Annotated in this window: 27 protein-coding genes; 6 read left to right on the forward strand and 21 right to left on the reverse strand. The window is 34.5% G+C overall.

Features of this window, described 5'->3' with window-relative positions; genetic code table 11:
* Positions 1–117: 117 nt before the first annotated feature.
* The 11 genes from ACTF54_RS03120 to guaB form a co-directional block, all read right to left on the reverse strand.
* Positions 118–729, reverse strand: coding sequence for a DUF1684 domain-containing protein (locus ACTF54_RS03120; RefSeq protein WP_347197553.1), 612 nt, complete (start codon positions 727–729; stop codon positions 118–120).
* Positions 730–742: 13 nt separating this feature from the next.
* Positions 743–1,078 (reverse strand): hypothetical protein, encoded by a 336-nt coding sequence (locus ACTF54_RS03125; protein WP_347197552.1) that lies wholly within the window; start codon positions 1,076–1,078, stop codon positions 743–745.
* A 35-nt stretch (positions 1,079–1,113) separates the two neighbouring features.
* Entirely contained in the window at positions 1,114–2,712 is a 1,599-nt protein-coding gene (locus ACTF54_RS03130; protein ID WP_438968740.1) for an amidase family protein, read from the reverse strand.
* Between the two features lie 83 nt (positions 2,713–2,795).
* Positions 2,796–3,749, reverse strand: coding sequence for a signal recognition particle-docking protein FtsY (gene ftsY / locus ACTF54_RS03135; RefSeq protein ID WP_347197550.1), 954 nt, complete (start codon positions 3,747–3,749; stop codon positions 2,796–2,798).
* A gap of 203 nt (positions 3,750–3,952) precedes the next feature.
* The gene (locus ACTF54_RS03140; RefSeq protein ID WP_347197549.1) at positions 3,953–4,105 is read right to left on the reverse strand and encodes a DUF4295 domain-containing protein; all 153 of its coding nucleotides are present in this window, start codon (positions 4,103–4,105) and stop codon (positions 3,953–3,955) included.
* A 7-nt stretch (positions 4,106–4,112) separates the two neighbouring features.
* Complete coding sequence (rpmG, locus tag ACTF54_RS03145) at positions 4,113–4,298, reverse strand: 50S ribosomal protein L33 (RefSeq protein WP_347197548.1); 186 nt, start codon at positions 4,296–4,298, stop codon at positions 4,113–4,115.
* A gap of 20 nt (positions 4,299–4,318) precedes the next feature.
* The gene (gene rpmB / locus ACTF54_RS03150; protein WP_347197547.1) at positions 4,319–4,558 is read right to left on the reverse strand and encodes a 50S ribosomal protein L28; all 240 of its coding nucleotides are present in this window, start codon (positions 4,556–4,558) and stop codon (positions 4,319–4,321) included.
* Positions 4,559–4,617: 59 nt separating this feature from the next.
* Entirely contained in the window at positions 4,618–5,874 is a 1,257-nt protein-coding gene (locus ACTF54_RS03155; RefSeq protein ID WP_347202083.1) for a CinA family nicotinamide mononucleotide deamidase-related protein, read from the reverse strand.
* Entirely contained in the window at positions 5,875–6,210 is a 336-nt protein-coding gene (locus ACTF54_RS03160; RefSeq protein ID WP_438968741.1) for an Hpt domain-containing protein, read from the reverse strand.
* Positions 6,207–6,821, reverse strand: coding sequence for a fumarylacetoacetate hydrolase family protein (locus ACTF54_RS03165; RefSeq protein WP_347195593.1), 615 nt, complete (start codon positions 6,819–6,821; stop codon positions 6,207–6,209). Before ACTF54_RS03165 ends, ACTF54_RS03160 begins: the two co-directional genes overlap by 4 nt.
* 3 nt (positions 6,822–6,824) lie before the next feature.
* The gene (guaB, locus tag ACTF54_RS03170) at positions 6,825–8,297 is read right to left on the reverse strand and encodes an IMP dehydrogenase (RefSeq protein ID WP_347195592.1); all 1,473 of its coding nucleotides are present in this window, start codon (positions 8,295–8,297) and stop codon (positions 6,825–6,827) included.
* A 149-nt stretch (positions 8,298–8,446) separates the two neighbouring features.
* Here guaB and ACTF54_RS03175 point away from each other — a divergent pair, with 149 nt between their 5' ends.
* Complete coding sequence (locus ACTF54_RS03175) at positions 8,447–9,385, forward strand: DNA topoisomerase IB (RefSeq protein WP_347195591.1); 939 nt, start codon at positions 8,447–8,449, stop codon at positions 9,383–9,385.
* Between the two features lie 173 nt (positions 9,386–9,558).
* Here ACTF54_RS03175 and ACTF54_RS03180 read toward each other — a convergent pair whose 3' ends face one another.
* The 3 genes from ACTF54_RS03180 to ACTF54_RS03190 form a co-directional block, all read right to left on the reverse strand.
* Entirely contained in the window at positions 9,559–9,993 is a 435-nt protein-coding gene (locus ACTF54_RS03180) for a PH domain-containing protein (protein ID WP_347195590.1), read from the reverse strand.
* A 16-nt stretch (positions 9,994–10,009) separates the two neighbouring features.
* On the reverse strand, positions 10,010–12,445 hold the full coding sequence (locus tag ACTF54_RS03185; protein ID WP_438968742.1) for a hypothetical protein: 2,436 nt from the start codon (positions 12,443–12,445) through the stop codon (positions 10,010–10,012).
* Between the two features lie 64 nt (positions 12,446–12,509).
* Positions 12,510–13,109 carry a ribonuclease HII gene (locus ACTF54_RS03190; RefSeq protein ID WP_347195588.1) on the reverse strand — a complete coding sequence of 200 codons (600 nt, stop codon included), beginning with the start codon at positions 13,107–13,109 and terminating at the stop codon, positions 12,510–12,512.
* 196 nt (positions 13,110–13,305) lie between these two features.
* On the opposite strand from ACTF54_RS03190, the gene ACTF54_RS03195 reads away from it, so the two are divergent.
* The 4 genes from ACTF54_RS03195 (at position 13,306) to ACTF54_RS03210 (ending at position 18,841) form a co-directional block, all read left to right on the forward strand.
* A complete protein-coding gene (locus ACTF54_RS03195; protein ID WP_438968743.1) occupies positions 13,306–15,273 on the forward strand; it encodes a putative porin in 1,968 nt (655 codons plus the stop codon).
* A 44-nt stretch (positions 15,274–15,317) separates the two neighbouring features.
* Positions 15,318–15,605: a hypothetical protein gene (locus tag ACTF54_RS03200; protein WP_347195586.1), complete on the forward strand. Its 288-nt coding sequence runs from the start codon at positions 15,318–15,320 to the stop codon at positions 15,603–15,605.
* Between the two features lie 204 nt (positions 15,606–15,809).
* A complete protein-coding gene (locus ACTF54_RS03205) occupies positions 15,810–18,269 on the forward strand; it encodes a TonB-dependent receptor (protein ID WP_438968744.1) in 2,460 nt (819 codons plus the stop codon).
* Positions 18,270–18,286: 17 nt separating this feature from the next.
* Positions 18,287–18,841 (forward strand): type 1 periplasmic binding fold superfamily protein, encoded by a 555-nt coding sequence (locus ACTF54_RS03210; protein WP_347195584.1) that lies wholly within the window; start codon positions 18,287–18,289, stop codon positions 18,839–18,841.
* Positions 18,842–19,050: 209 nt separating this feature from the next.
* Here ACTF54_RS03210 and ACTF54_RS03215 read toward each other — a convergent pair whose 3' ends face one another.
* The 6 genes from ACTF54_RS03215 to ACTF54_RS03240 all read right to left on the reverse strand — a co-directional run bounded on the left by ACTF54_RS03215 (position 19,051) and on the right by ACTF54_RS03240 (position 23,559).
* Positions 19,051–19,191, reverse strand: coding sequence for a hypothetical protein (locus ACTF54_RS03215; protein WP_347195583.1), 141 nt, complete (start codon positions 19,189–19,191; stop codon positions 19,051–19,053).
* 29 nt (positions 19,192–19,220) lie between these two features.
* Positions 19,221–19,388, reverse strand: coding sequence for a lmo0937 family membrane protein (locus ACTF54_RS03220; protein WP_438968745.1), 168 nt, complete (start codon positions 19,386–19,388; stop codon positions 19,221–19,223).
* 174 nt (positions 19,389–19,562) lie between these two features.
* A complete protein-coding gene (locus tag ACTF54_RS03225) occupies positions 19,563–21,104 on the reverse strand; it encodes a cryptochrome/photolyase family protein (RefSeq protein WP_438968746.1) in 1,542 nt (513 codons plus the stop codon).
* Between the two features lie 150 nt (positions 21,105–21,254).
* A complete protein-coding gene (locus tag ACTF54_RS03230) occupies positions 21,255–22,589 on the reverse strand; it encodes a DASH family cryptochrome (RefSeq protein ID WP_438968747.1) in 1,335 nt (444 codons plus the stop codon).
* Between the two features lie 102 nt (positions 22,590–22,691).
* Entirely contained in the window at positions 22,692–22,835 is a 144-nt protein-coding gene (locus ACTF54_RS03235; RefSeq protein WP_347195579.1) for a DUF2256 domain-containing protein, read from the reverse strand.
* Between the two features lie 70 nt (positions 22,836–22,905).
* Positions 22,906–23,559, reverse strand: a complete 654-nt coding sequence (locus ACTF54_RS03240) for a flavin reductase family protein (protein WP_347195578.1) — start codon at positions 23,557–23,559, stop codon at positions 22,906–22,908.
* Positions 23,560–23,672: 113 nt separating this feature from the next.
* On the opposite strand from ACTF54_RS03240, the gene ACTF54_RS03245 reads away from it, so the two are divergent.
* Positions 23,673–24,467, forward strand: a complete 795-nt coding sequence (locus ACTF54_RS03245; RefSeq protein WP_347195577.1) for a class I SAM-dependent methyltransferase — start codon at positions 23,673–23,675, stop codon at positions 24,465–24,467.
* Between the two features lie 207 nt (positions 24,468–24,674).
* On the opposite strand, the gene ACTF54_RS03250 is transcribed toward ACTF54_RS03245, so the two are convergent.
* Complete coding sequence (locus tag ACTF54_RS03250) at positions 24,675–25,001, reverse strand: YegP family protein (protein WP_347195576.1); 327 nt, start codon at positions 24,999–25,001, stop codon at positions 24,675–24,677.
* Positions 25,002–25,037: the final 36 nt, after the last annotated feature.

A 25,037-nucleotide genomic window follows, 5' to 3' on the forward strand; every position in this document is an offset into this window, starting at 1 on the left:
AGAATCTAAGTAAATGTGGTTTTTTCAACAATTTCAAGATCGCGACACGCAACTAAACATGCCAAGAAAAATACTTTGCATGTTGGTTTCTAAAAGCTTGTTTGAAAATAAAAGATTTTAAAACTTCCTAAAGCTCTTAAATCCTTTCTTTACTCCAGCTTTCACTGATAGCGGTAAATGATTTTCTTTAGGTGGTACAGCACAAGAAAAACGCTTACTGTATGCACAATAAGGATTGTAGGTATTATTAAAATTGAGTATCACCTTCTCACTTAAAGGAGATCTTAATTCCATATATCGGCCAATATCATAAGATCCTTTACTGTTAGTTTCATCAGTAAAATACACCGATAAATAATTGTAATATTCTGGATCGTCTTTTAAGTCAGGACTTGAAAGAACCAGAAGTTTACATTTCTTTCCTTTTAAAGTAAAAAATAAGTAACCGTATTTTACGTAAGAAGCAATGCGAGTCGTAGAAGTTTCCAACTTTAATTCTTCAGTATTACCTAGTGGTTCAAAAGTAGCTTCTACTACAAACTCTGGATCAAATTCATAAAAATTGAGATAACCGAAGTTCTTCTTTTCTCTTTCGGTTAGCACATTGTTCTCACCAGATTTATATTCTTGAGAAAGCTTTTTGCGATACTCTACAGATTCTTGTTCATAATCTTGAGCAAATAAGATTAAAGTGTGGCACAAAAATAATAAGGTCCATAGGTTATTCATCTCAAAGCTTATTTTAAATGGTTGTAGTTAAACTCCAAATATACTCGGCTATCTCGTTGTAATAAAACCTTGTTAAGGCAACTACTAAGGCACAAGATAAAGTAATCGCCCAATGAAATTTCTTTTTTAAAACGCTAACACCACATAGTATAAGAACAACTGCGTGAACAGCAGCCATAAAATAAAAGGGGTCATAGGCATTTTGAGGTGTCAACGGATTATCATCTAACGGATTTGTAAATAGCTGTACAACAATTACACAAAGATAGAATGCTGAATAGATGGCAATGATCTTTGTAATAAGAGCAATATTTTTACTGTTAAGAATAGGTGGCTTGTTGTCTTCCAATGTTAATTGTGTTCTAAGGTTGAATAATGAATTATTTAATTTCTATACTCTTTAGGCATTACACGATGTTGAGTCATTCTCTCATAAGCTGCTGCCCAATTAAAAAGTAATGAATCTTCTTCATTAGGAGCGATAAAAGTAAGGCCATAAGGTTGACCTTTGTCGTCATACCCCATAGGAACTGTCATCGCAGGAAAAAATGCTGCCGCAGCCGCTCCAGCTGTGTAATTATTAATCGATATAAAACCACTTAGATCATGACGTTTTATGTAATCTTCAAAATATTCTTTTACTTTTGTGGTCATGTCTGTTTTGAACTTCCAAAAATCCTCTTCTGAAATAGTTGGTTCATCAATAATACCTTGAAAAAGTTTTTGCCCATAAGGCATTGTTTTTATAGAGTCTTTCTTATTCCATTCCATCACTTTCTCAACATCCCAACCTCTGTACTTAGGATTTGACAACCCTGAAAAGTAAGCTGGTAGATCATTTTTCATATCTGCATTAAGTAGCTTTAGAAACCCATTTAATTGCGGTCTCATATCATCTAGCTCTATAAGCACCGCGCCAGCTTTTTCAATATTTGTAAGTGCTTGCACGTACAATGGATTTTCTTTAAAAGAAGTCCACACTCCAAAGCGAACGCCTTTTAAACTTGCTTCTTGAAAATTATTTGTTCCCGATGCAGTAATTACATCATAAGGTGCGCCCAATGCTTGTGTTAAAATAGCATTATCCATCACGTTTTTTGTCATAGGTCCTGCGGTATCTAGGTAACTAGAAATAGGTATAATGCCTGATCCACTAAAGGTACCAGTTGTTGGTTTATAACCGACCACACTGTTTTGAGAAGATGGAGATAAAATAGAACCAGAAGTTTCTGTTCCTATAGCTGCAACTGCAAAATTTGCTGCCACGCTTACACCACTTCCACTACTCGATCCTCCAGTATCTATCGTTCTCCTACCATAAGGATTCAACGTTTGTCCTCCTACAGCACTATAACCACTAGGACAATCGCCACAGAAAAAATAAGCCCATTCACTTAAATTTGCTTTCCCTAAAATTACCGCACCTTCTTGTCTCAAATTATTTACAATTTTAGCATTTTGTAAGGTTGTATTATCCAGCAATGCAGCTGCTCCAGCCGTAGTAGGCATATCATCCGTATTGATATTATCTTTAAGAAGAATAGGCATTCCTTTTACCGTATAATAAGATAGATCTTCACCTTGTTGTTTTGAGTAGGCTAAATCCTGATCTGCAGCATCTGCTTGTTTTAGAGCGTTTGGATTAATGGCAATGATGGAATTTAATGACTTTTTATTCTCTCTATCGTATCTATAAATTCTCTTTAGGTAAAACAAAGTCAATTCTCTGTAGGAAAACTGCCCGCTAGCGATAGCTTCTTGAATTTCTGGAATGCTCTTTTCGAGAATAAGCTCTTTGAGTTTCTCGCTTTCGCGAAAGCTAACCACTTCATCCAATAAATCTCCAAAAATATCCTCTTTCACTAAGTACATAGAATCTATTACCTTAAAAGTTCTAAAGTCATTGCTAGAAGTCTGCACTTTAGTATCAGAAGATTTACAAGCAATAAAAAGAAAGGGTAAAAAAAGTAGTAAATATTTCATGGATCAAATTTCCATAAAAATAAAACTCTCGTAGATATATTATACTATATCAACGAGAGTTTAAATATAATTTATGGAGTATTTTAATTAAAGAAGCTATCTACAAACTCTACTTTATTAAAAACTTGAAGATCTTCTACGCCTTCTCCTACACCTATATAACGCACTGGTATTTGAAATTGATCTGATATTCCTATCACCACACCACCTTTTGCCGTACCGTCTAATTTAGTAACAGCGAGACTGGTTACCTCTGTCGTGGCCGTGAACTGTTTTGCCTGTTCAAATGCATTTTGACCTGTAGATCCATCGAGAATTAACATCACATCATGAGGAGCGTTAGGAACTACTTTCTGCATAACACGCTTTACTTTAGAAAGTTCGTTCATTAAATTTACTTTGTTATGTAAACGTCCTGCCGTATCAAGAAGTACCACATCTGCATTTTGTGCAACTGCGCTTTGTAAAGTATCAAAAGCAACACTAGCAGGATCACTACCCATGGCTTGCTTTACAATATCAACACCTACACGCTGTGCCCATATATCTAATTGATCTACTGCAGCCGCTCTAAAGGTATCTCCTGCACCTAAAACTACTTTCTTACCTGCCTTTTTAAGTTGATAAGCTAGTTTACCTATGGTAGTAGTTTTACCTACACCATTGACACCTACTATCATGATCACATAAGGTCCATCTGTTTCAGGAATTGTAAATTCAGTTTCATCACCGTGATTTACTTTGCTCATTAATCCAGCGATCTCTTCACGCAAAATTTGATCTAATTCTGAAGTGCCTAAATATTTATCCTTTGCAACTCGAGCTTCAATACGATCAATAATTTTAACTGTTGTAGCAACACCTACATCACTAGAAATCAATACGTCCTCGAGATCATCAAGAACATCTGCGTCTACCGTTGATTTACCAGCTACCGCTTTACCTAATTTATCAAAGAAGCTGGTTTTTGACTTTTCTAAGCCTTTATCTAGGGTATCTTTTTTCTCTTTTGAGAATATTTTTTTGAAAAAACTCATGGTTTGTTTATAATGAGCACAAAAATAGGAAAGTTAATGGCAATTACGACTATATAATTGATTAAAGGAGAGATAAGACCGAAACGAAAAGATAATAAATCGCTTGTATTATACTTAAATAGGATGTGCCGTTTTAGAAAAAATAATCGCAAAAAAAACGTCCTACTTTTCAGTAAGACGTTTTTACGTTTTAATTTATCAACTTATTTTTTATTCAAAAAGTCGTTAACCATATCTGGAGCCATGATAGCAGTTACAAAAGTATAGGCTCCTGTTTTAGGAGATTTTACCATTTTGATTGCTTTTGTTAATCTTACATTTCCCGTTTGTAGGGATGCGATGGATTTCTTTGCCATGTCTTAATTATTTAATTTCTTTATGGAGAGTCATACGCTTAAGAACCGGATTGAATTTTTTAATTTCAAGACGATCTGGCGTGTTTTTCTTATTTTTAGTTGTAATGTAGCGAGACATTCCTGGCATACCAGATTCTTTGTGCTCTGTACATTGAAGAATTACTTGAATTCTATTTCCTTTACTTTTAGCCATCTTATATTACTTTTAAAAAATTACTTAGTAAGGAAACCCTTTGCGCGAGCTTCTTTCATTACCTGAGTAATTCCTTTTTTATTGACGTTTTTTATTGCTCTAGTAGAAACCTTAAGAGTTACCCACTTATCTTCTTCTGGTAAATAGAATTTTTTCTTGAAAAGATTAACGTTAAATCTACGTTTTGTCTTATTCATAGAGAAGGAAACGTTGTTTCCAGTCATTGCTTTTTTTCCAGTAAGTTCACAAACTCTAGACATGATTATTGTTCTTTAAAATCGGAATGCAAAATAACGATATTTTATTTAATCTCACAAGACTAATTTGAAGCCTTTTTTAATATTTCTTTTTGAAGCAATTCAAATGACTTATTTACGGTCTTTTGAATCACTCGTTCTCGATGATTTCCCATCATAAATTTAAAGGCAAAACTTTCATTTTCAGTAGCGATACCTATAAAAACAGTTCCGACACTCGCATCACTATCACCCTTAGAAGGACCAGCATTACCAGTGGTTGCAACAGCATAGTCTGATTTAAATTTATTCTTTGCAGCAACTGCCATTGCCTGAGCTACTTCATGACTTACCACAGAATGTTTCTCAATTAATAATGGATCAATCCCTAAAATATCAACTTTGGACTCTGTAGCATAAGTTACTGTACTACCCCTAAAAAATGCTGAAGCTCCTGGAATTTCCGTTATTAAGTTAGCTATTTTCCCACCTGTACAACTTTCTGCCGTGGCAAGTGTTTTATTTTGTTCCTTAAATAATCTACTTATTTGGTTTACTAGACTCTCTTCATTACTCTCTCCTACAATAATATCTTCTATTAGTTGATAAAGCCTGACAATTTGATCATCTACAGCTTTTTCTATGGCATTTTTATCTTTTCCAGTAGTAGACAATCTTAATCTAACGGTACCTAAACTGGGTAAATAAGCTAACTTAATGTCTAAGGGCAGATTACTTTCCCATTCTTCAATTCTTGTAGCAATCGTGCTCTCACCTTGACCAGCTGTTAAAATAGTTCTATGATGTATAAAAGGTAAATCTGGCACAGCCATAATTCTAGGCAACACACCACTGCTCATTATTTCCTTCATCTCAAAAGGAACTCCTGGCATAGAAACAAAAATAACCTTGTTGTTTTCTAACCACATACCTGGAGCCGTCCCAAAATCATTCTTAATTATCTCAGCCCTAGATGGAACCATAGCTTGCGCTTTGTTCATATCGACCATTGGGTCTTTTACATATTTTGCAAACAACCGTGTGACGTGTTCCAGCACTTCCTGATTAAGCACCAGCTCATCATTTAAATACTCACAAATAGTTGTTTTTGTAATATCATCTTTGGTTGGACCTAATCCACCGGTAATAAGAACTAGGTCTGATTGTGATTCCGCTTTCGCGAAAGCGGATAAAATATGCTCTCTCTCATCACTTATAGAGATAATCTCATGAACATGAACACCTATTTTATTAAGTTCCTGAGCCATCCACGCAGAATTTGTATCAACGATCTGACCAATAAGAATCTCATCTCCTATAGTAATTATAGTAGCTTTCATTTAAAAATCTCTTTTGAGCTGTATCAGCGTCTCTTCTAACTCTTGTTGTAATTTCATGAAGTCCTCGTTAAGATCTTCTGGACCGTTATTTTTTGTCCAAGCTTCTAAAACTAATGCTTGTTGATGCCCTTTTAACCCAAATAATTCTAAAGAAGGTTTTATCTTGTGAGCAAAGCGATGAACGTTTACTCTGTCTTCTTCCACAACTGCGGCTGCAAGTCTTTCTAAATCGACAGGCATTTCTTTAACAAAAGTATCCACCATCATTTTTATAAAATCAGGATCGTTATCAGAAATATTTTTGATTTGAGATAAATCGTAGGTCATTTTTTTCATTTGACCTTGATTTCAAACATTTCTTGACCATTGAGAACGCCTCTTAACACGTCGTTCTCTTCTACTCTAGAAACACCAGCTGGCGTGCCTGTATATATCAAGTCTCCTATTTTGAGGGTAAAATACTGAGATACATAAGCGATGATCTCGTCTATTTTCCACAGCATGTGCGATGTATTACCATCCTGTTGCAACTGACCATTCTTAAACAATTTAAAATCTAAATTATCTAATGCTGGAAGATCTTTCTTATTAATAAAGTCTCTAGAAATCACAGCTGCTCCATCAAAGGCTTTGGCCTTTTCCCACGGCAATCCTTTTCCTTTTAATTTTTGTTGCACATCTCTTGCTGTAAAATCAATACCTAAACCTATTTCTTCATAATATTTGTGAGCAAATTTCTGTTCTATATGTTTACCGATGCGATTGATTTTAACGACCACTTCTACCTCATGATGCACATCATCACTCCATGGCGGAATGAAAAATGGTTGCTTATGTAGTAAAATTGAAGTATCTGGTTTTAAAAAAACAACAGGTTCTTCAGGTCTGTCATTTGCCAATTCCTTTATGTGGTCTGTATAATTGCGACCTATGCAAATAATTTTCATTTTTTAACGGCTATAATTAGGTGCTTCTTTAGTGATGGTAACATCGTGAGGATGACTTTCCATCATTCCTGCACTAGTGATCTTTATAAACTTACCATTACTTTTAAGGGATTCTATATCCTTTGCACCACAATATCCCATTCCAGCCCTTAATCCACCTATAAACTGCGTCATACTTTCATTTAAATCTCCTTTATAAGGAACGCGACCTACAATTCCTTCTGGAACTAGCTTTTTAATATCATCTTCTACATCCTGAAAGTAACGATCTTTAGAACCATGTTGCATCGCTTCTACAGATCCCATTCCTCGATAAGACTTGAATTTACGACCATCATAAATTATAGTTTCTCCAGGAGACTCAGTCGTTCCAGCAAGTAAAGAACCTAACATAACACAGTCTGCGCCTGCAGCAATTGCTTTTGGTATATCACCAGTATAGCGTATTCCACCATCTGCAATTACTGGCACACCAGTTCCTTTTAAAGCATGCGCCGCCTCCATAATCGCACTTAATTGAGGAAAACCTACTCCTGCTACTACACGAGTGGTACAAATAGATCCAGGACCTATACCTACTTTAACTGCGTCTGCGCCTGCATCTGCTAGGTATTTTGCAGCCTCTGCGGTTGCAACATTACCTACTACAACATCTAGGTCTGGGAAAGAGGCTTTTACTAATTTTAAAACATCTACCACACCTTTAGTATGTCCATGTGCCGTATCAATAACAACTGCATCTACACCTGCATCTACTAGTGCTCCAGCTCTTTGAACAGCATCTCCAGTAACACCTATAGCAGCGGCTACTCTCAAACGACCGTATTGATCTTTGTTTGCATTAGGCTGTAAAGTTAATTTGGTAATATCTCTAAAAGTAATCAAACCTTCTAATTTCCCTTCTTCATCTACAACGAGAAGCTTCTCGATTTTATATTCTTGAAGAATAACCTCAGCTTGTTGTAAAGAAGTTCCAGCTTTTGCAGTCACCAGATTTTCTGAAGTCATTACTTCAGTTACTGATCTAGAATCATTTTTCTCAAAACGCAAATCTCGATTAGTAATAATTCCTTTAATATAGCCTGCTGCATCAATAATAGGTATACCACCTATTCCATGTTCTCTCATACTGGCTTTTGCATCACCAATAGTCGCATTTTCTGTTAAAGTGACTGGATCTATGATCATACCACTCTCTGCTCGTTTTACACGACGTACTTTTTGCGCTTGAGCCTCGATCGTCATATTTTTATGAAGAATCCCAATACCGCCTTCCTGTGCCATAGCTATCGCCATGCGACTTTCTGTAACGGTATCCATTGCTGCAGAAATAACTGGAGCGTTGAGCGTTATGTTTCTAGTAAATTTAGTTTTAATACTTACTTCTCTAGGAAGCACCTCGCTATAAGCTGGTACAAGAAGTACATCGTCATAGGTTAAACCTTCACCTAAAAACTTGGAATTGTGAGAAATCATGCAATAATTTTTTATTGCACACAAAGATACCTTTTTAATTCTTGTTACCTATTTATATTATTCTTAATTAAATATGAATTATTTCCCTAAGATTTACTAATTGGTTTTTCTTTAAGGATCAATGACGTTTGTTCATTCTAAATTTAACTATGACTTTAACTGCAAACCAAATTAAAGAATACCTCACACAGCCAGAGGCAGCAGCGCACCTGGCGGACCTTGTGTATATTCAAGACCAACATTTATCTATACATCGTAAGAAATACGGTCGTGGTTTTACTTACCTCATAGATAATACAACTAGATTAAATGATAAGGTTCAATTGAAACGGATCAAATCACTAGTGATTCTTCCAGCATGGCAAAAAGTAAGGGGAAGTAAAATTCCTAATGGCCACCTTCAGGTAGTAGGTCGTGATGAAAAAGGCAGGAAAGTGTATTTATATCACGATATCTGGTCTTTATTGCGCAATCAAACTAAGTTTTTCAAAATGTCCGCTTTTGCAGAAGCGTTACCAAAAATCAGAAAAAGACTGCACAAAGATCTTGATCAAGAGGATATGTCTAAAGAAAAATGCCTTGCTATCGTTCTCTCTATTATGTATGAAACGTACATAAGAATTGGAAATCAACACTATGCAGATAAAAATAAAACTTATGGATTATCAACATTAAGAATGAAACATATCAACGATAGCAAAGACAAAATTCAATTCTCATTCACCGGCAAGAAAGGTGTTTCACAAAATACAACTATTGATGATCCAGTATTAGTCGAATTAATTCAAGAATGTGAAGGAATCCCTGGCTGGGAACTATTTCAATATTATGATGAGAAAGGAAATCACCACTCTATAGATAGCACGATGGTTAACCAGTATATGCAGGAGATTGCAGGAGACATATTTAGCGCAAAAGATTTTAGAACTTGGGGAGCGACGAGAGAATTTTTCATAAAAATGATAGAACTTCCTGAACCAAAAACTATTAAAGAAAGAGAGAAGAATATCTTGCGTGGTTATGACGCCGCAGCAACGGCACTAGGAAACACAAGATCTGTTTGTAAACAATATTATGTACATCCGTAATTACCTAATATTTACACTGAAGGCAGGTTTGAAGCCTTTAGAACAAAATTAAACCGTTATTCAGACACCGACACATTTGCAGCTTCTGAACAATGTATACAAGATATTATTGATCAATTTGAAATTGAATTTGCCCTAAATATAGATAAATAATCAACTAATATCCTAGCCAACTATGGAATAGTGATTTTAATATCCTTATTTAATTCTAATAACTTTTCTACTAATGTGTCATTAGTTCTAGGGCTAATGTAAATTTCCTGAAAGCCTTTATATTTAATAATCAAACCTTTTCTAGCAGTAGCAGGTTTAATGCCTGACCAGAGAGTCTTTCCTTTAATCACTTCTCTAATATCATCAATTGCTATAGAACCTCTTAAAGGACCACTTTTATATTTAAGAGATGTCGCTGTTAATTCATAACTTGTATCAAAGTAAATCCAAAGTAAAAATGCTACAACTAAAACGCTTAAAATATCACCCAATACAAATGCACTGAATAAAGGTGTTTCAGATGTGATTCTATTGACTACTACCACGCACAAAGTTATACAAACACCAAAGGTGACTAACTGAAATAATGGATCTTTACGACTATTAAATTTCATTTTTTCATTTAAACAATTACCATTTATATATAATCACATCATCACCATCTAATGTGGATAGGTATCGATTATGAGATTGAGATAGTTTACTAACAGACTTTCCATAAACTGGCAAATTTGATACAACCTCACCATTTTTATTAAGGATATAAACTTGATGTTCTCCATTTTCAATTAAATGAATAAAATCACCACTTTTTAAATGTGTTACTTGTGCTGGCAAATAAGTACCATAAGGTAGCGTGACTTTATTGCCATTAATTGTCAAATCGTTATTGTATTGAACAACCATCAACTTTTCATTTGCATTTATGATAGATTCTGACCCAAAGGTTTCTAGATATTTAATTGATCCGGTCATTAAATCCAGTTGCATTAACTTTCCTACTTTAGTCATTGCTACTACCTTGTTATTATGAAAGTACAAATCACTTTTTAAGTCTATTTCCTCTTTAACTTTAGTTCTTATTTTGCCTGTTCGACTCAATAAAGCTATTGTTTTGTCCGCTTTCGCGAAAGCGATATAATCTTTAACTCCTAATCTAAAATGCTTAGGTTGGGTAGTAATTTCAGAGTTCTTTTTGTAATTAAAACCCTTAATAGTTTTCCCATCCCTATCCAGCATAGTAAGCTCTTTTCCTTGCGTTACCAAAAATCGATACTCACGTCTATTGTCATAATCAAAAACGCTAAGAGGCTGTGTAATCGTGTTTTTGAATCTTTTAGGATAGGTATTCACATCCTTACCATTTCTATCAAGGAAATAAACCGACGTACTAGTGGCAAACGCCATTTGATTGCGGCCATTTTTATAGGCATCAGTGGCCTCTATCTCTCCTAGAATAACACCATCTAGCTTTTTACTCCACCATTTCTTACCTGTTTCCGATAGTAAGTGTAAAGTAAAATCTTCATCTTGAAAAGCAACGTCGTGTCTTTTACTGATATGATTAAAAAATAGAAAAGGTCCAGCAATGATTTTATTAGGTGATTTATAAGTTCCTAATTGACTCACTTTCAATTCTATATTAGAGTTACCAACTGCAGGTATAATCATGTGGTAGTGCGCATATTCATCTTGATGGACAAACTGACTTATTAATAAAGGAAAATCATTCTCATTGATTTTTTTAATTATTTTCAAATCTGTTGTTGCGGCTGTTTGGGCTTGCTCCTTTAATTCTTTTGTACTAGTAATTTTTAACAAACTGCTACTACTACTCAATGCATCACTTACAGGTTGCCACCATGATTGTTCTGCAAGCACTGTTTTATTTTGATAATTTGAAATAAATTCTTCTGAGGTTGTAGAACTATTTGAGAATATAAGATGCTGGTCTAGGATGGTGACAAACTTATAACTTTTGGACTGCACAAGAGGTTGAAGGGCGCTGGTGCTTACCGGTTGCGACAGTTCATAAACCATGTGATCGCGATAGGTAAATTTTGCCGTAGAAAGACTGTCCAGATTCATAAAAATGGCTTCATAAGGCTTTAAGGTAAATACCAAGGCATTAGACTTATCTAAAACTACCTCACTCATTTCTTGAGTATTATCTAGAATTTCAAGAAGCTGACTTCCTATTCTTACATCTTTACTATGATACCTTCTCAAATTATCTATAAGCTGAGAAGGCTTTTTGTAAGTTACTGCCTTTAGATTTAAGAAATTAACCGGTACAACTTCTTGAATTTGATTTTGTGCAGCATCAATGTTATTGTAAAGATCATGATCCATTTTTAGACTATCCTTATAAGTAATTACACCATCTAATTGTAATGCGATATCATCACCAGTTTGCGCTTCTAGTTGATACCATTGTGCATGGTTACCATTGTCATTGATATTATTGCCTATAATAAATTGCTCCAACCACTTTTTTTCTGTCGCTTTTACGTAAATAGTGTTTCCACTTTTAGTGCGTTTATAGATATCCTCAAAACCATCGTCAAACAAATATTTTGAAACATCTCGACGCACCAGACTTTCTATAACTAATTGTGAAGAACTCGCTAGATGAACACCTTTGTGATTAATGGAATAATAAGGTATTTTATCTTTCTGTCTTTCTATAATCTCTACCTTGTTGTAAGAAATCACTTTTGTTGCTTTAGTAGAATCAATTACCTTATCGACAGGTGTCGTTATTAAAGTAATCACCACTTCATTTTTCCCTTCTATACTTAGGGCGATTAAGGAATCGTCAGTAAGATTATAATCTCTTAAAAAGGCACTTGCCTTTTTTATTTCCTGTATTCTAGAGAGGCTTGATAAATTTTCAAACAACTCATTAGAACTAAAAACTTGATCAAGATCTTTTAAATTATCAGTACGGATAATAATTTTGGAGTCTGTAGGAATGCGATTGATCAACGCGTGATTCACCTCTGGATCTTGTTCACAACCTAAGAGACTAAAAACAATAAAAATAAGGGCAATAAAATGGCGCATGAAAAAAAATTAAAGTGTAAAAATAAAAATGTTCTTATTATTAAAGCTCATAAATAACAACAAGTTATAAGTCTAAAGCAGTTTGATCTGGCAGTAATCTAAAAGTCATGCGGTGATATGGTGTTGGGCCATATTTTTTTATAGCAGCACGGTGTTTTTTTGTAGGATAACCTTGATTATTTTCCCAATCATATTGTGGATACTCCTTTGCTATCTGTAACATAAAATCATCTCGATAGGTTTTTGCTAATATTGAGGCTGCGGCAATATGCAAATATTTCCCATCTCCTTTTATCACAGTCGTGGAAGGTATATCTGGATAGGCATTAAATTTATTTCCATCTACGGCTATATGTTCTGGCCTTAACTTCAAACCATCTATAGCTTGATGCATGGCGAGAATACTTGCTTGCAAAATATTAATCTGATCTATCTTTTCCATCATCACATGCGACACATGATAATCCAGTGCTTGCTCTTCAATCAATGATCTTAAATAATATCTACGCTTTCGCGAAAGCTTCTTACTATCATCTAAAAATACCGATTCAAAGTCTAGTGGTAAAATTACAGCCGCAGCGGTTACAGGCCCAGAAAGACAACCACGACCAGCCTCGTCTGTACCGCATTCTATTATGTTTTTATGAATTTGGTTTAAAAGCATTTTAATAAATTTTTAAAAAGTCACCATATTCTTATTACTAAGATGCCATTCATCTAGATCAGTTTAAAGTCCTTACTTCTATCAAAGATCAAAGATAGACTGGATTTGATTGAAGAGCATTATCAAAAGTACATAATAGCTAGAGTTTAAAGTCGTTTAAATCGTTACTTTTGAACTTTGAGCGACTACTCCATTTATGAAACGATTTGTATTTTTATTATTCTTGATTCCGGTGAGCCTTTTTGCGCAAAAAATAAAACAACCTATTCAAAATAATGATCCTAATAACCCTAATAGACCGTTAAATAATAAAGAAGTAACTGTTGAAGGAGAAAAACCACCTATCACAGATTATTTAATTATTACCCAAAATCGTGACACAACACACCTGGACACAACGCTTACCATGGTGAAAGATTTTAAATTCAATTACTTACGCAAGGATGACTTTGAACTAATGCCTTTTCATAATGTAGGACAACCTTATAACGAACTGGGTAAAAACTTTGATCTAGAGTTACTATTACCTCGATTAGGATCTAGAGCTAGACATCAAAACTATTATGAAATTGATGATATTCTTGATTATTATGTCCCAACACCTCTTACAGATCTCTATTTTAAAACAGTTGTTAATCAAGGGCAACAATTAGAAGCGCTTTTCACCTCTAATATTTCACCACAATTCAACTTTTCTATCAGTTACAAAGGCGTGCGCAGTGCTGGAGATTATGTAAATACACTTACAAGTTCAGGAAACTTTAAGTTCACTTCAAATTATACTTCAAAAAATAATCGATACCGATTGAGATTACATACTGTTTTTCAAGATCATTTAAATCAAGAAAATGGCGGTCTAGAAGAAACATCTCTACAAGGGTTTATTGATGACCTTGAAGATTTTAACAATCGCGGCAGATTAGAACCTAATCTTACTGATGCAGAAAGTATTCTAGACGGTAGACGCTTCTATATCGACCATGATTATGAATTAATAGGCAATAAAGACAGTACATCTTACTACAGCGGCCGTATTTACAATAAAGCCTATTATGAAGATAAGTTTTATGAATTTAGACAGACCACTGCTGACGAGGCTTTTCTAGGAGAATCCTTCATTTCTTCTAACCTTAGAGATAAAACCAACCTAGAAGAAGGAATGATCGAGGCAGGTGTTTCTTACGACCATCATCTTTTAGGATATTATAAAGCAGGAATTGCCAGGCATAAATACAATTATGGATATGACAGATTAATCAATCAAAGTAACGAAATCATTACCAATCGATTGATAGGTGAATTATACCAGTTCAAAGCCGAGTTTGCAAAACGAATTGGTAAATTTAATGTAAAAGCTAACGCAGGTTTAAATGTCGCTGGTGATCTAGATGGACAATACATTAATGGTCAAGCTTCGTATCAATTTAATGATTTTAATGTTAAAGCTGGACTTGCTATAAATTCTCGAGCACCAGATTTTAATTACACCTTGCATCAAAGCGATTACATTAATTACAACTGGCAAAACAATTTTAATAATATTGAAAAACAAGAATTAAGCTTTCAGGTAGATTCTGAAAAGTTTTTTAATGCGCAAATAACCTTAACAACAATCCAAGATCACGTTTATTTTATACAAACCTTAGTTACTGATACTAATGATGAAGTTACTGGTTATAATGCGACACCACTTCAAGCTACAGGCGATATTACTTATTTGAAAGTAAAACTTAATAAAGACATTAAGTTTTTTAATTATTTTGGTCTTGATAACACTGTCATGTATCAAAACGTAACACAAACAGAAAATGTAATCAACGTTCCAGATCTTACTGCGAGAACTACTCTATATTATAAAAACAGGTTCTTTAAAAAAGCACTTTTATTACAAACAGGAATAACTGCCAAATATTTTACAGAATACAATATGGATGGTTACGATCCTGTTCTAGGAGAATTTTACACCCAAAACACAGATCTATTAGGTGGATTTCCAATGATTGATCTTTTTATAAATGCTAAAGTGCGACAAACCAGAATCTTCTTTAAACTAGAACATGCTAATCAACTTTTTGCAAGCAATACGAACTATTTTAGTGCGCCTCGCAATCCATATCGTGATTTCACCATTCGTTTTGGACTAGTATGGAATTTCTTTTTGTAAAATTTTAGATATTTTTAGGAATACATATTACTATATTCGCACCAGTGAAAAACTATACATCTATAATTGCATCTTTTCTATTGCTGCTATTCACCGCAGCACAGATATCTGTTGTGCATGAATTTGCTCATGACGACGAAGAAAGCATAGAATGTTCTGTATGTATTGTTGCTCAAGAGTTTCAATCACAATCCTTTGACACTTCCTTGCCTGTAAGTTATGATCTTGCAGCGCCAGTAATTATCAAACATGATGTTGTTGCTGTTCTCGCTTTTGTGAAAGCAGATTCTCATCCATCTATACATACTACCAGGCCACCGCCATTTTCTTAACTGTTTTTGTTGTAGATCAGTATATTACTATAATTTTATCTATATAGGTGAGACATTATGGTAACAAAATAAATACATGTATTTGATTACTATATAGTTACTAAAAATTTTGTATTTAGGTTATACAACATTTATTTACAAATGTACTACTCATAAATTGGGAACATCTCGTTCCTGTATTAAGTTGTAATTTAATTTTACCACATGTTTTCTAAAACACTTGTGACAATAGTCCTTATCATAGGATTTTGTTACAGTAACGCACAAGAATGTGATTACGTCCTTCAAGGAAAAGTCACAGATTTTCACGATTCAAAGCCACTAGAATTGGCTCAAATTTATATCGTCCAACTGCAAAAAACTTTTATTACAAAAGCAGATGGATCTTATAGAATTGAAAAGTTATGCGCCGGAACTTATGATATAAGTATTTCTCATTATGACTGTGATACAAAGAAAATCATAGTCGATTTAAATGATGATATGATAAAGAACATATCATTAGAACATCACGTGAACGATCTAGAAGCTGTACAAGTTATTGCAGATGTTCACGATAATCATTCCAGTACACAGTCCAGTACAAGAATAAAGTCAGAAACCATCCAAAAATATAGTGGCGCCAGTCTGGGCGACGCACTAGCAACGGTTCCTGGAATTTCTTCTTTAAAAACCGGAAATAGTGTGGTAAAACCCATAATTCATGGACTTTATGGAAGTCGTGTTAGCATTGTAAACGATGGATTAAGGCAACAAGATCAAGAATGGGGCGTAGAACATGCACCGAATATAGATGTAAATACAGCTAGCAATATTCAAATCATAAAAGGTGCCACTGCGTTACGTTACGGCGGCGATGCAGTAGGCGGAACGATCATTATTGAGCCAGCTCGCGTAATTTCTAAAGACACCTTGAACGGTCATATTATTGCACAAGGACAAACCAATGGTCGTGGTGGTAGCATCACATCAACCGTTAATAATTATAGAGCTTCTGGATGGTACGAGCAAGCAACACTTACTTATAAAAAATTAGGTGATTTTGAATCTCCAGATTACGTTTTGAGCAATACAGGTAGTGAAACCGTAGCTGTAAATTTTGGCGTTGGTTTTAAAAAGTTTGAATATGGTGCAAGTTTGAAATACTCTTTTTATGACACAGAAATAGGAATACTAAGAGCGTCCCATATAGGTAATGCGGCAGACCTTGTTACGAGTATCAATTCTGGACAGCCTACTATTATCAACGATTTTACCTATGATATTGACGCACCTAAACAAGCTGTACAACACCACGGTCTTCAGTTAAATACTTATAAAAGATTTGCAGGATTAGGTAAATTAGATATCGATTATTCTTTTCAATTTAATAACAGAAAAGAGTTTGATATACGCCGTGGCGAGAATGCTGGTAGAGCTTCATTAGACATTGATTTACAAACGCATAACATAGCTGGTCATTTCTTGATGGATGCTATGGATCAATTTACTTTTCAAATAGGAACAGATGCCATGTATCAAGTTAATCAACCAGATGCTGCAACTGGCGTAAGACGTTTGATACCTGATTACACAGCTTTCAAAGTAGGTGGCTTCACAAGTGCACTTTATGAACCAAATGAAAAATGGATCATCGATGCCGGTTTTCGTTATGACTATTATAAGATTGATGCAGAGAAATTCTATTTTCAAAGTCGTTGGGAAGACTTAGGCTATGATACACAGTTTCCACAATTTGAAGTAGAGCGACAAGGAAACCAATTACTCACTAATCCAGTTTTGGATTATAATTTGATAGCATTTACAGCAGGTGCAAAATATATTTTTAGCAATCATTATGATCTGTCCATAAACTTAAGTACCGCAAATCGTGCTCCTAATCCTAGTGAGCTTTTCAGCGATGGGCTGCACCACGCACTGGCTACTATAGAATTAGGAAGTCTGGATCTTGAAAAGGAACAATCGTATAAAATCAATACAAATTTTCATGTGCAACAAGGCAACTTTGATTTTGAGTTAAATCCCTATTTAAATAGTGTTCAAAACTTCATTCAGTTGATACCTACAGGAGTTGAAACTACTAATCGTGGCGCTTTTCCTGTTTTTGAATACGAGCAAGTAAACGCTCTTTTGTATGGAATAGACGCTCACGCTACCTATGATTTTTATACAAAAAAGCCGGTAAGAAAGATGAATTCTAATCCTAATGAGATCATATATAACGTTGAAAAATTGATATCTCTTTCTACTAGCTTTTCATACATCTATGGTAATGATACTACAAATAATGAAGCACTTATAGATATGCCACCTGCTCAAATTCAAAATGACTTCACCTGGTATAATGTGGTTGATACTGGATTTGATTTTCAACTTACGCATCAATATGTATGGCAACAGTCCAGATTTCCAGATAATGATTATGAGGCTCGAGTACCGTTAGATGATGGTACTTTTGAAACTAGAACAGTTCAAATTTCTCAATCTCCAGAAGCTTATGGTTTATGGAATGCTGGTATAAGTTACGCTTTCGCGAAAGCGAGATTATCAGTAACATCTAATAACATATTTAACACCTCTTATCGCAACTACCTTAATCGACAGCGTTTTTATGCTGATGAAGTAGGTCGCGATATACAAATTCAATTTATTTATAACCTTTAATTTTTAATTTTTTAACTATGAAAAAAACAATTCAAACCCTAGCAATGGCTGCAATCGCAGTAGTAAGTATGACCTCTTGTGAAGACGACGACACTCCACAAATTATTAATGAAGAAGAAGTAATTACAACGGTAACGTACACGTTAACAAACGCAGTTGACAATACCGATAGGGTAATATTAAGATCTGTTGATGCAGATGGAGATGGTACTATCGATATGGAAAGTGTTTCTGGCCCATTAACTTCTGGAGCAAATTACAATGGTGAAGTTCGTTTTGAGAATGAATTAGAATCTCCAACAGAAAATATTACTGAAGAAGTAATTGAAGAAGGAGATGAGCATGAGGTATTTTACACTACAACTGTCTCAGGAGTTTCTATCTCTAAGACAGATACGGACGTAAATGGTGATCCTTTAGGTGTAATGACTACTATTAATACTGGTGCTGCTGGAACTGGTGTATTGACAATCGTATTGCGTCATGAGCCTTCTAAGCCTAACGACGGTACTTTATCAGGCGCTGGTGGAGAAACAGATATACAAGTAAGTTTTAATGTTGCTGTACAATAATATTTTTATTAATTAGCCCGTCGGAAGCCTTTCAAAACAATTGTTTTGAAAGGCTTTTTTTTTAAAGATTATTCACTTTCTCTCTTCATGTAAATTATCTAAATACCATTTAAGATTTTTATGCTGTAGGGTTCATGTAAAAAGTTATTAAAATAAAAAACCGCCTCAATAATTTGAAACGGTTTCATTCACTTTAATATAAATGTTAATTAATTCACTGCATCTTCAACATCATCTGCTACATTCTCTGCAGCGTCTTCAATTTTCTCTCCTGTAGAATCTTCTCTACAGCTTACAGTTCCTAATGTAAACATGGCAGCTATTGCTACTACTAAAACTTTTTTAATCATTATAATAATTTTTAAGTGAGTGAATATGACTATAATGGCTTTCTACCAGATATAATATTTATTAAAACTACAATTACAGCAATTACTAATAAAATGTGTATTAAGTTTCCCATTCCCATTCCATCGCCGACACCTACCAAACCTAAAACCCATACAATTATACAGATAACGGCTATAAGCCAAAGTATACTTCTCATAATATTTAATTTTATTGATTCACTTTAAAAATCAAAGATGAGAGCGGTACTTATTGTTAATGAAATAGCAATTGAAAAATAATTAACAGAAATATGTAAGGAATAGTCATTAAAACGACGTGGTTAATAAATTTAACATAAACACATTTAATCCGTTGTAGATAAGTTATAAGATTAATATTTTTCAGGGTTTGAAATTATGTCATTTGCTCTAGATTGATGCTTTTTTAACAAATCTGGATCCATTTTTTTAAGCAAAGCCATCATCATATTCATACGCTGGTTATTTTTAAAATAATCTTGCTTTTCTGAAAGGAAATTCCAGTAAAGTGAATTGAATGGACAGGCATCTTCCTCGGCTTTTTTCTTTGTGACCTTGTAGGCACAACCTTTACAATAATTACTCATTTTGTTGATATAGCTACCGCTAGAAACGTACGGTTTTGTCGCTACAATACCGCCATCTGCCCATTGAGACATACCTCTGGTATTCGTTATTTCCACCCATTCTATGGCATCTATATAGATTCCTAAATACCACTCGTCCACATAACTAGGTTCTGTCATAGTAAGTAGCGCATAATTTCCAGTAATCATTAATCGCTGGATGTGATGCGCATATGCATTATCTAGAGAGTTGTTAATGGAATGTTTTAGACAATTCATCTTCGTCTCTCCTGTCCAATAAAAATCTGGTAATTTATTATTATTCTCTAGCACATTTTTAGATTGATAATCTGGCATTTCTTTCCAGTAAATACCACGCATAAACTCTCGCCAACCCAAAATCTGCCGTACAAAACCTTCTACTTGAGAGATGTCTATATTTTCTTTTCCGCTTTCGCGAAAGCGAGATAAAACCGTCTGAATCACCTCTAAAGGAGAAAGTAATTTGCAATTCATCGCAAAACTTAGTCTAGAGTGAAATAAATAATCTTGATCGGTGTGCATGGCATCCTGAAAATCACCAAAGTGAACTAACAAATGCTCGCAAAAATAATTGAGAACATCAAGTCCATCCTGCCTAGTTGTAGGCCAGTTAAAATTTTCTGAATCTATACGACCGATGGTTTTGACACCTTCTTTTTCTAATAAATCAGTAATTTCATTTACATCTTTTCTAAAGCCTCGCTCATGTGGAATCTCTGTTTTTTCGTCCCATTTCTTACGATTGCTCTGGTCATAATTCCATTTGCCGCCTTCAGGTTCTTTGTCACCTTCTATCATGATATCGTATTTCTTACGCATGTCGCGGTAGAAATACTCCATAGTTAGACGTTTCTTTCCCTCAAAAAACTTCTCTACATCTTTTCTTTTGGTCAAAAAATGCTCGGTATCATAACCTTGCCATTCCATATCTAACGATTGACAAAAATCTTTTAGTTGTTGATCCAGTCGCCACTCGTCAGGAGCGAGGTATTCAAATTTCTCAATATCCTGATCTTTAATCAACTGTTTCAAGTTTTCAATCAAATCCTGTGTGTTATTATCGTCATCAAGATTATAATACACGGTGTTCCAACCACGATCCTGCATCCATTCATTGAAACCTCTCATAGCCATGAAAAACGCGACTACTTTTTGAATATGATGCGTCACATAATCTGTTTCTTGACGCATCTCGGCCATGAAATAAATGTTATTATCTTGATCACCATTGAACCATGAATGCTTATGGTTTAATTGATCGCCTAATATTAACCTAAGTGTTTTCATATGTTATTTTGTCAAGCCGTCGCAGGACGGATTTGCTTTATTCTATCTACGGTACTTTTAAAATCTCAACTTCAATATCACTTGCTCTGTAATTGATATTCAATATTTTTTTTTAACCTGATAGATTCCTGCATACGCAGGAATTGGGTTTTAAAACAATTCCTCTTGCAACCATAAGTTTTGAAACTTTCCATCACCATCATAGCGATCTGCTTGAGATTTGATATTAAAAGTTCTATTTCTAGGATCATTTCCTACACCACTATTATACATCCAGTTTCCATAATTAGAATGCACGTCATAATCTATAAGTATATGCTCAAAATAGGCAGCACCTATTCTCCAGTCTTGCTCTTTGTGCATGGACCAATAACTAGCTACATTTTGTCTACCTCTATTACTCATAAATCCTGTTGCTGCTAGCTCTTTCATGTTAGCATTCACAAATCGCTCATGTGTTTCTCCGTTCATCCATTTACTCAACTCGCGTTCGTTAGATTTCCATTCATAATCTGTCTTTAGAATACCGCCTAATTGAAAAATATCACTTTCATGTTTTAGCGATACGTATTTGAAGAAATCTCTCCAGATCAGTTCAAAAATGAGCCAATATGTATCCTGATTCTTCTTAACTTCCTTTTCAAAATGTTTTACTTCCCAATAAATTTCTCGTGCACTGATAGCTCCTACCGCTAGCCAGGCACTGAATTTGCTACTGTAATCTGTACCGACTAATCCATTTCTAGTTTTCTTATAATATTGAAGCTTTTTAGTGTCCCAGAAATAATGATCGAGTCGCTCCCATGCAGCAGTTGCACCACCTTTCCAAGGAAATGCGCTGCGGTGATCCTTTTCAAAACCTTCTAATCCTAAATCGTTTAAAGTAGGAAGTTTTGTTTCCTCTACTTCTGGCAACTCTTGTTTATAATCGTCAATATTGACTAAATCTCTAACCTCAGACTGCTTTTCACACTTCTTGCGGAATTCTGTAAAAACTTTAGGGATTTGATTAAAGTTTTCAAAAGGAACATCATCAGGATGAAATAAAAACTGATCGTAAACTCTTTGCCCTTTTACCTGATCTTTTAAACCTGCAGCTTCTAAAGCCTCACCTAACTTTTCTTCTTGCCTTACTTCATCTCGTGTCCATTCTTTTTGTAAAAAAATATGTTGAACCTCATATTCCTTAATTAAGTCTGGAAATACTTGAGCAGGTGATTTATGAAAAACTAGTAATGGAATTCCATGATTTTGAAGTTGTTTATTTAGATCATCTACAGCCTCAATGATAAATTGTGCTCTGTATTTGCCAGTTTTAGAAAATGGCAATTTGAAATCTATATCAAATCCAAAGTCACTTTCTTGATAAAAAGCAGGATCAAAACAATAAACTCCTATGACATCGCCTTCTTTGTCACAAGCTGCCTTTAGGCTATGGTTATCGGTTACTCTTAAATCATTTCTAAACCAAACTAGGTTACTCATACTCTATAAATTAAATTTTTATAAATGGCAGAATGAATTCTGCCTCTTTTAAATTAAGCTGTCCCCTAACGGCGGTGTTTTATTGAGCCGAATAAATTCGGCCTATTTATTAGAACTACATTTTTTACTGCAATACTTTACCGTTTCCCAATTTTTCTCCCATTTCTTGCGCCAGGTAAATTCACGTTCACAAACGGGACATACCTTAGTTGGTAAATTGTGTTGATTGCGTGCTTTTTGCTTCATAACATTTTCCGCGCATGCGGAGATCATTTATTAATTCTAAATACACCTAACGGACAGATAGACATCTTAATCATTTGCCAGTCTTTATAGCAATCTCTTCTAGCTTTTTATCTACCTGCGCATAACTTAATCGCTTTTCCATTTTTACAGTTGCATAGCCATCTAAACCGTTTATAGTCAATGTACCAGCCTTATCTAGATTGAGCCAACCATCTTCTTGTTGTATATCTTCAGGAATAAAAATATCCGTAATTTTACAAATCACGAGAATACATTTATTCTCTTCTAGATAGTACTCGCTTACGTATTCTGCAGCAGCTTGTACTTTTGCATTTTTTACAAATGGTGCATAAAAACCTTCTCTACGGTCTTTTTCTATACTCAATTCTTCAAATTCTGAGGTGTTTTCTGGATATTTTGCACTGGATTGATGTGCACGATCCATTAAATCAATATTCACGTGATTGAGTGTGATCTTACCAGTTTCTTTCAGGTTTTCATAAGTATGACCTACACCATAACCCAAAGGCCTTTGTACAAAACTAAACATCGCTGGATTACTACCTATATGCGTCACACTACTAAAAATAGCCACATTATCCAGACCGTCTTTTGATCGAGTTGCGAGTAAATTAGCACTTTTAAAACCTGTAACACTATTAATTAAATTGCCGCGATAAAAGCGATCCATTTCATTAATGTCTTTTTGAGAAATATGTTTCATATAAAATCAAAATTACGTTTAATAATTTTATCAAATCGTTAAACAAAAATTAATCGTTGAAATTTATACCACTATCTTAGTCACCATAATTAAAATAAGTAAGTGGTCGAGATATGGATTTTAAAAAAGCATTTGCCATTAATAAAGAAACCTGGAATACTAAGACCTATATTCATTATGAAAGTGGTTTCTATGATAAGCACGCTTTCGCGAAAGCGAGAAACTCATTAAACTCCTATGAACTAAAAACATTAGGAGACGTAAACGATAAAAAACTTTTGCACCTGCAATGCCATTTTGGTCAAGATTCTTTGAGTTGGGCAAACAAAGGTGCCCAAGTTACGGCTATAGATATTTCTGATAAAGCCATTGAATTAGGTAAAACACTGAGTGATGAATTAGACTTGCCTGTAGACTTTGTGTGCTGCAATGTTTTAGACACTTCAGCACACATAGAAAAGCAATTTGATATTGTTTTTACCAGTTATGGAACGATAGGCTGGCTGCCTGATTTAAAACCATGGGCAAAAATGATTGCTGAACGTTTAAAACCTGGAGGCATTTTCTATATTGTAGAATTTCATCCAATTATATGGATGTACGATTACAATGAGCAAATACCATTACTTAAGTATCACTATTCTCAAAATGAAGCTATTTACGATGAATATTCTGGCACGTATGCTGCGCCAGATTCTACTATAATCTCTAAAGAATACGGCTGGAATCACTCGTTGAGTGAGGTCATTCAATCACTTATTGAAGCAGGATTAACGATAGAGTTATTTGCAGAACATGATGGTAGTCCTTATGATGTGTTTCCAAATATGGAATTGCGAGATGATGGACTTTACTATTTAAAGAATCAGTTGTTTCCTACTTTATTTGAGCTTAAAGCAAGGAAGTGAAGTTGAACTTGAGCTTAAGCTTGTGTTTGAAAACTAAAAAAAGTAATCAGTTGGTAATTAATATAAAGTTTTAGCACCCTTTAGGTTTGTAGAATGAAAACTTGATAAGGATGCTTTACATACACTTAGCATAATAAGGTCTAGATAAAACAAAAAATCCCTTTTCAGTTTTGAAAAGGGATTTTAATTAACTTAAAACATAGTTTTCTAAGACTCTACAATCTCTGCATCTGGAGCGTTTTTCATAACGCTTTGAATACCGTTATCGCATGCCGCATCTGAGTTGTACATTTCACTTTTACCTATTACCTGACCGTTTGTAGCAGTAAGATTAAAATATGGCTGTTCTGATTTACTCACGCCTTTCTTAAAGCGTTTCTCATCTTGAGAATTCTTACGTACAGATTCTATACCGTTATCACGAGCTGCTTTAGTAGTATAACCTTCGCTTGCCAGAATACTTTGTCCATTAGATGCTTTTAACCTAAAACGAAACTCGCCTGATTTATTTGTATAAATTTCAAATTTTCCCATATCACAGTTTTTAAATTATGATGATAAAGATAAATA

This window comes from Nonlabens sp. (assembly GCF_965657255.1).
Taxonomy (GTDB): domain Bacteria; phylum Bacteroidota; class Bacteroidia; order Flavobacteriales; family Flavobacteriaceae; genus Nonlabens.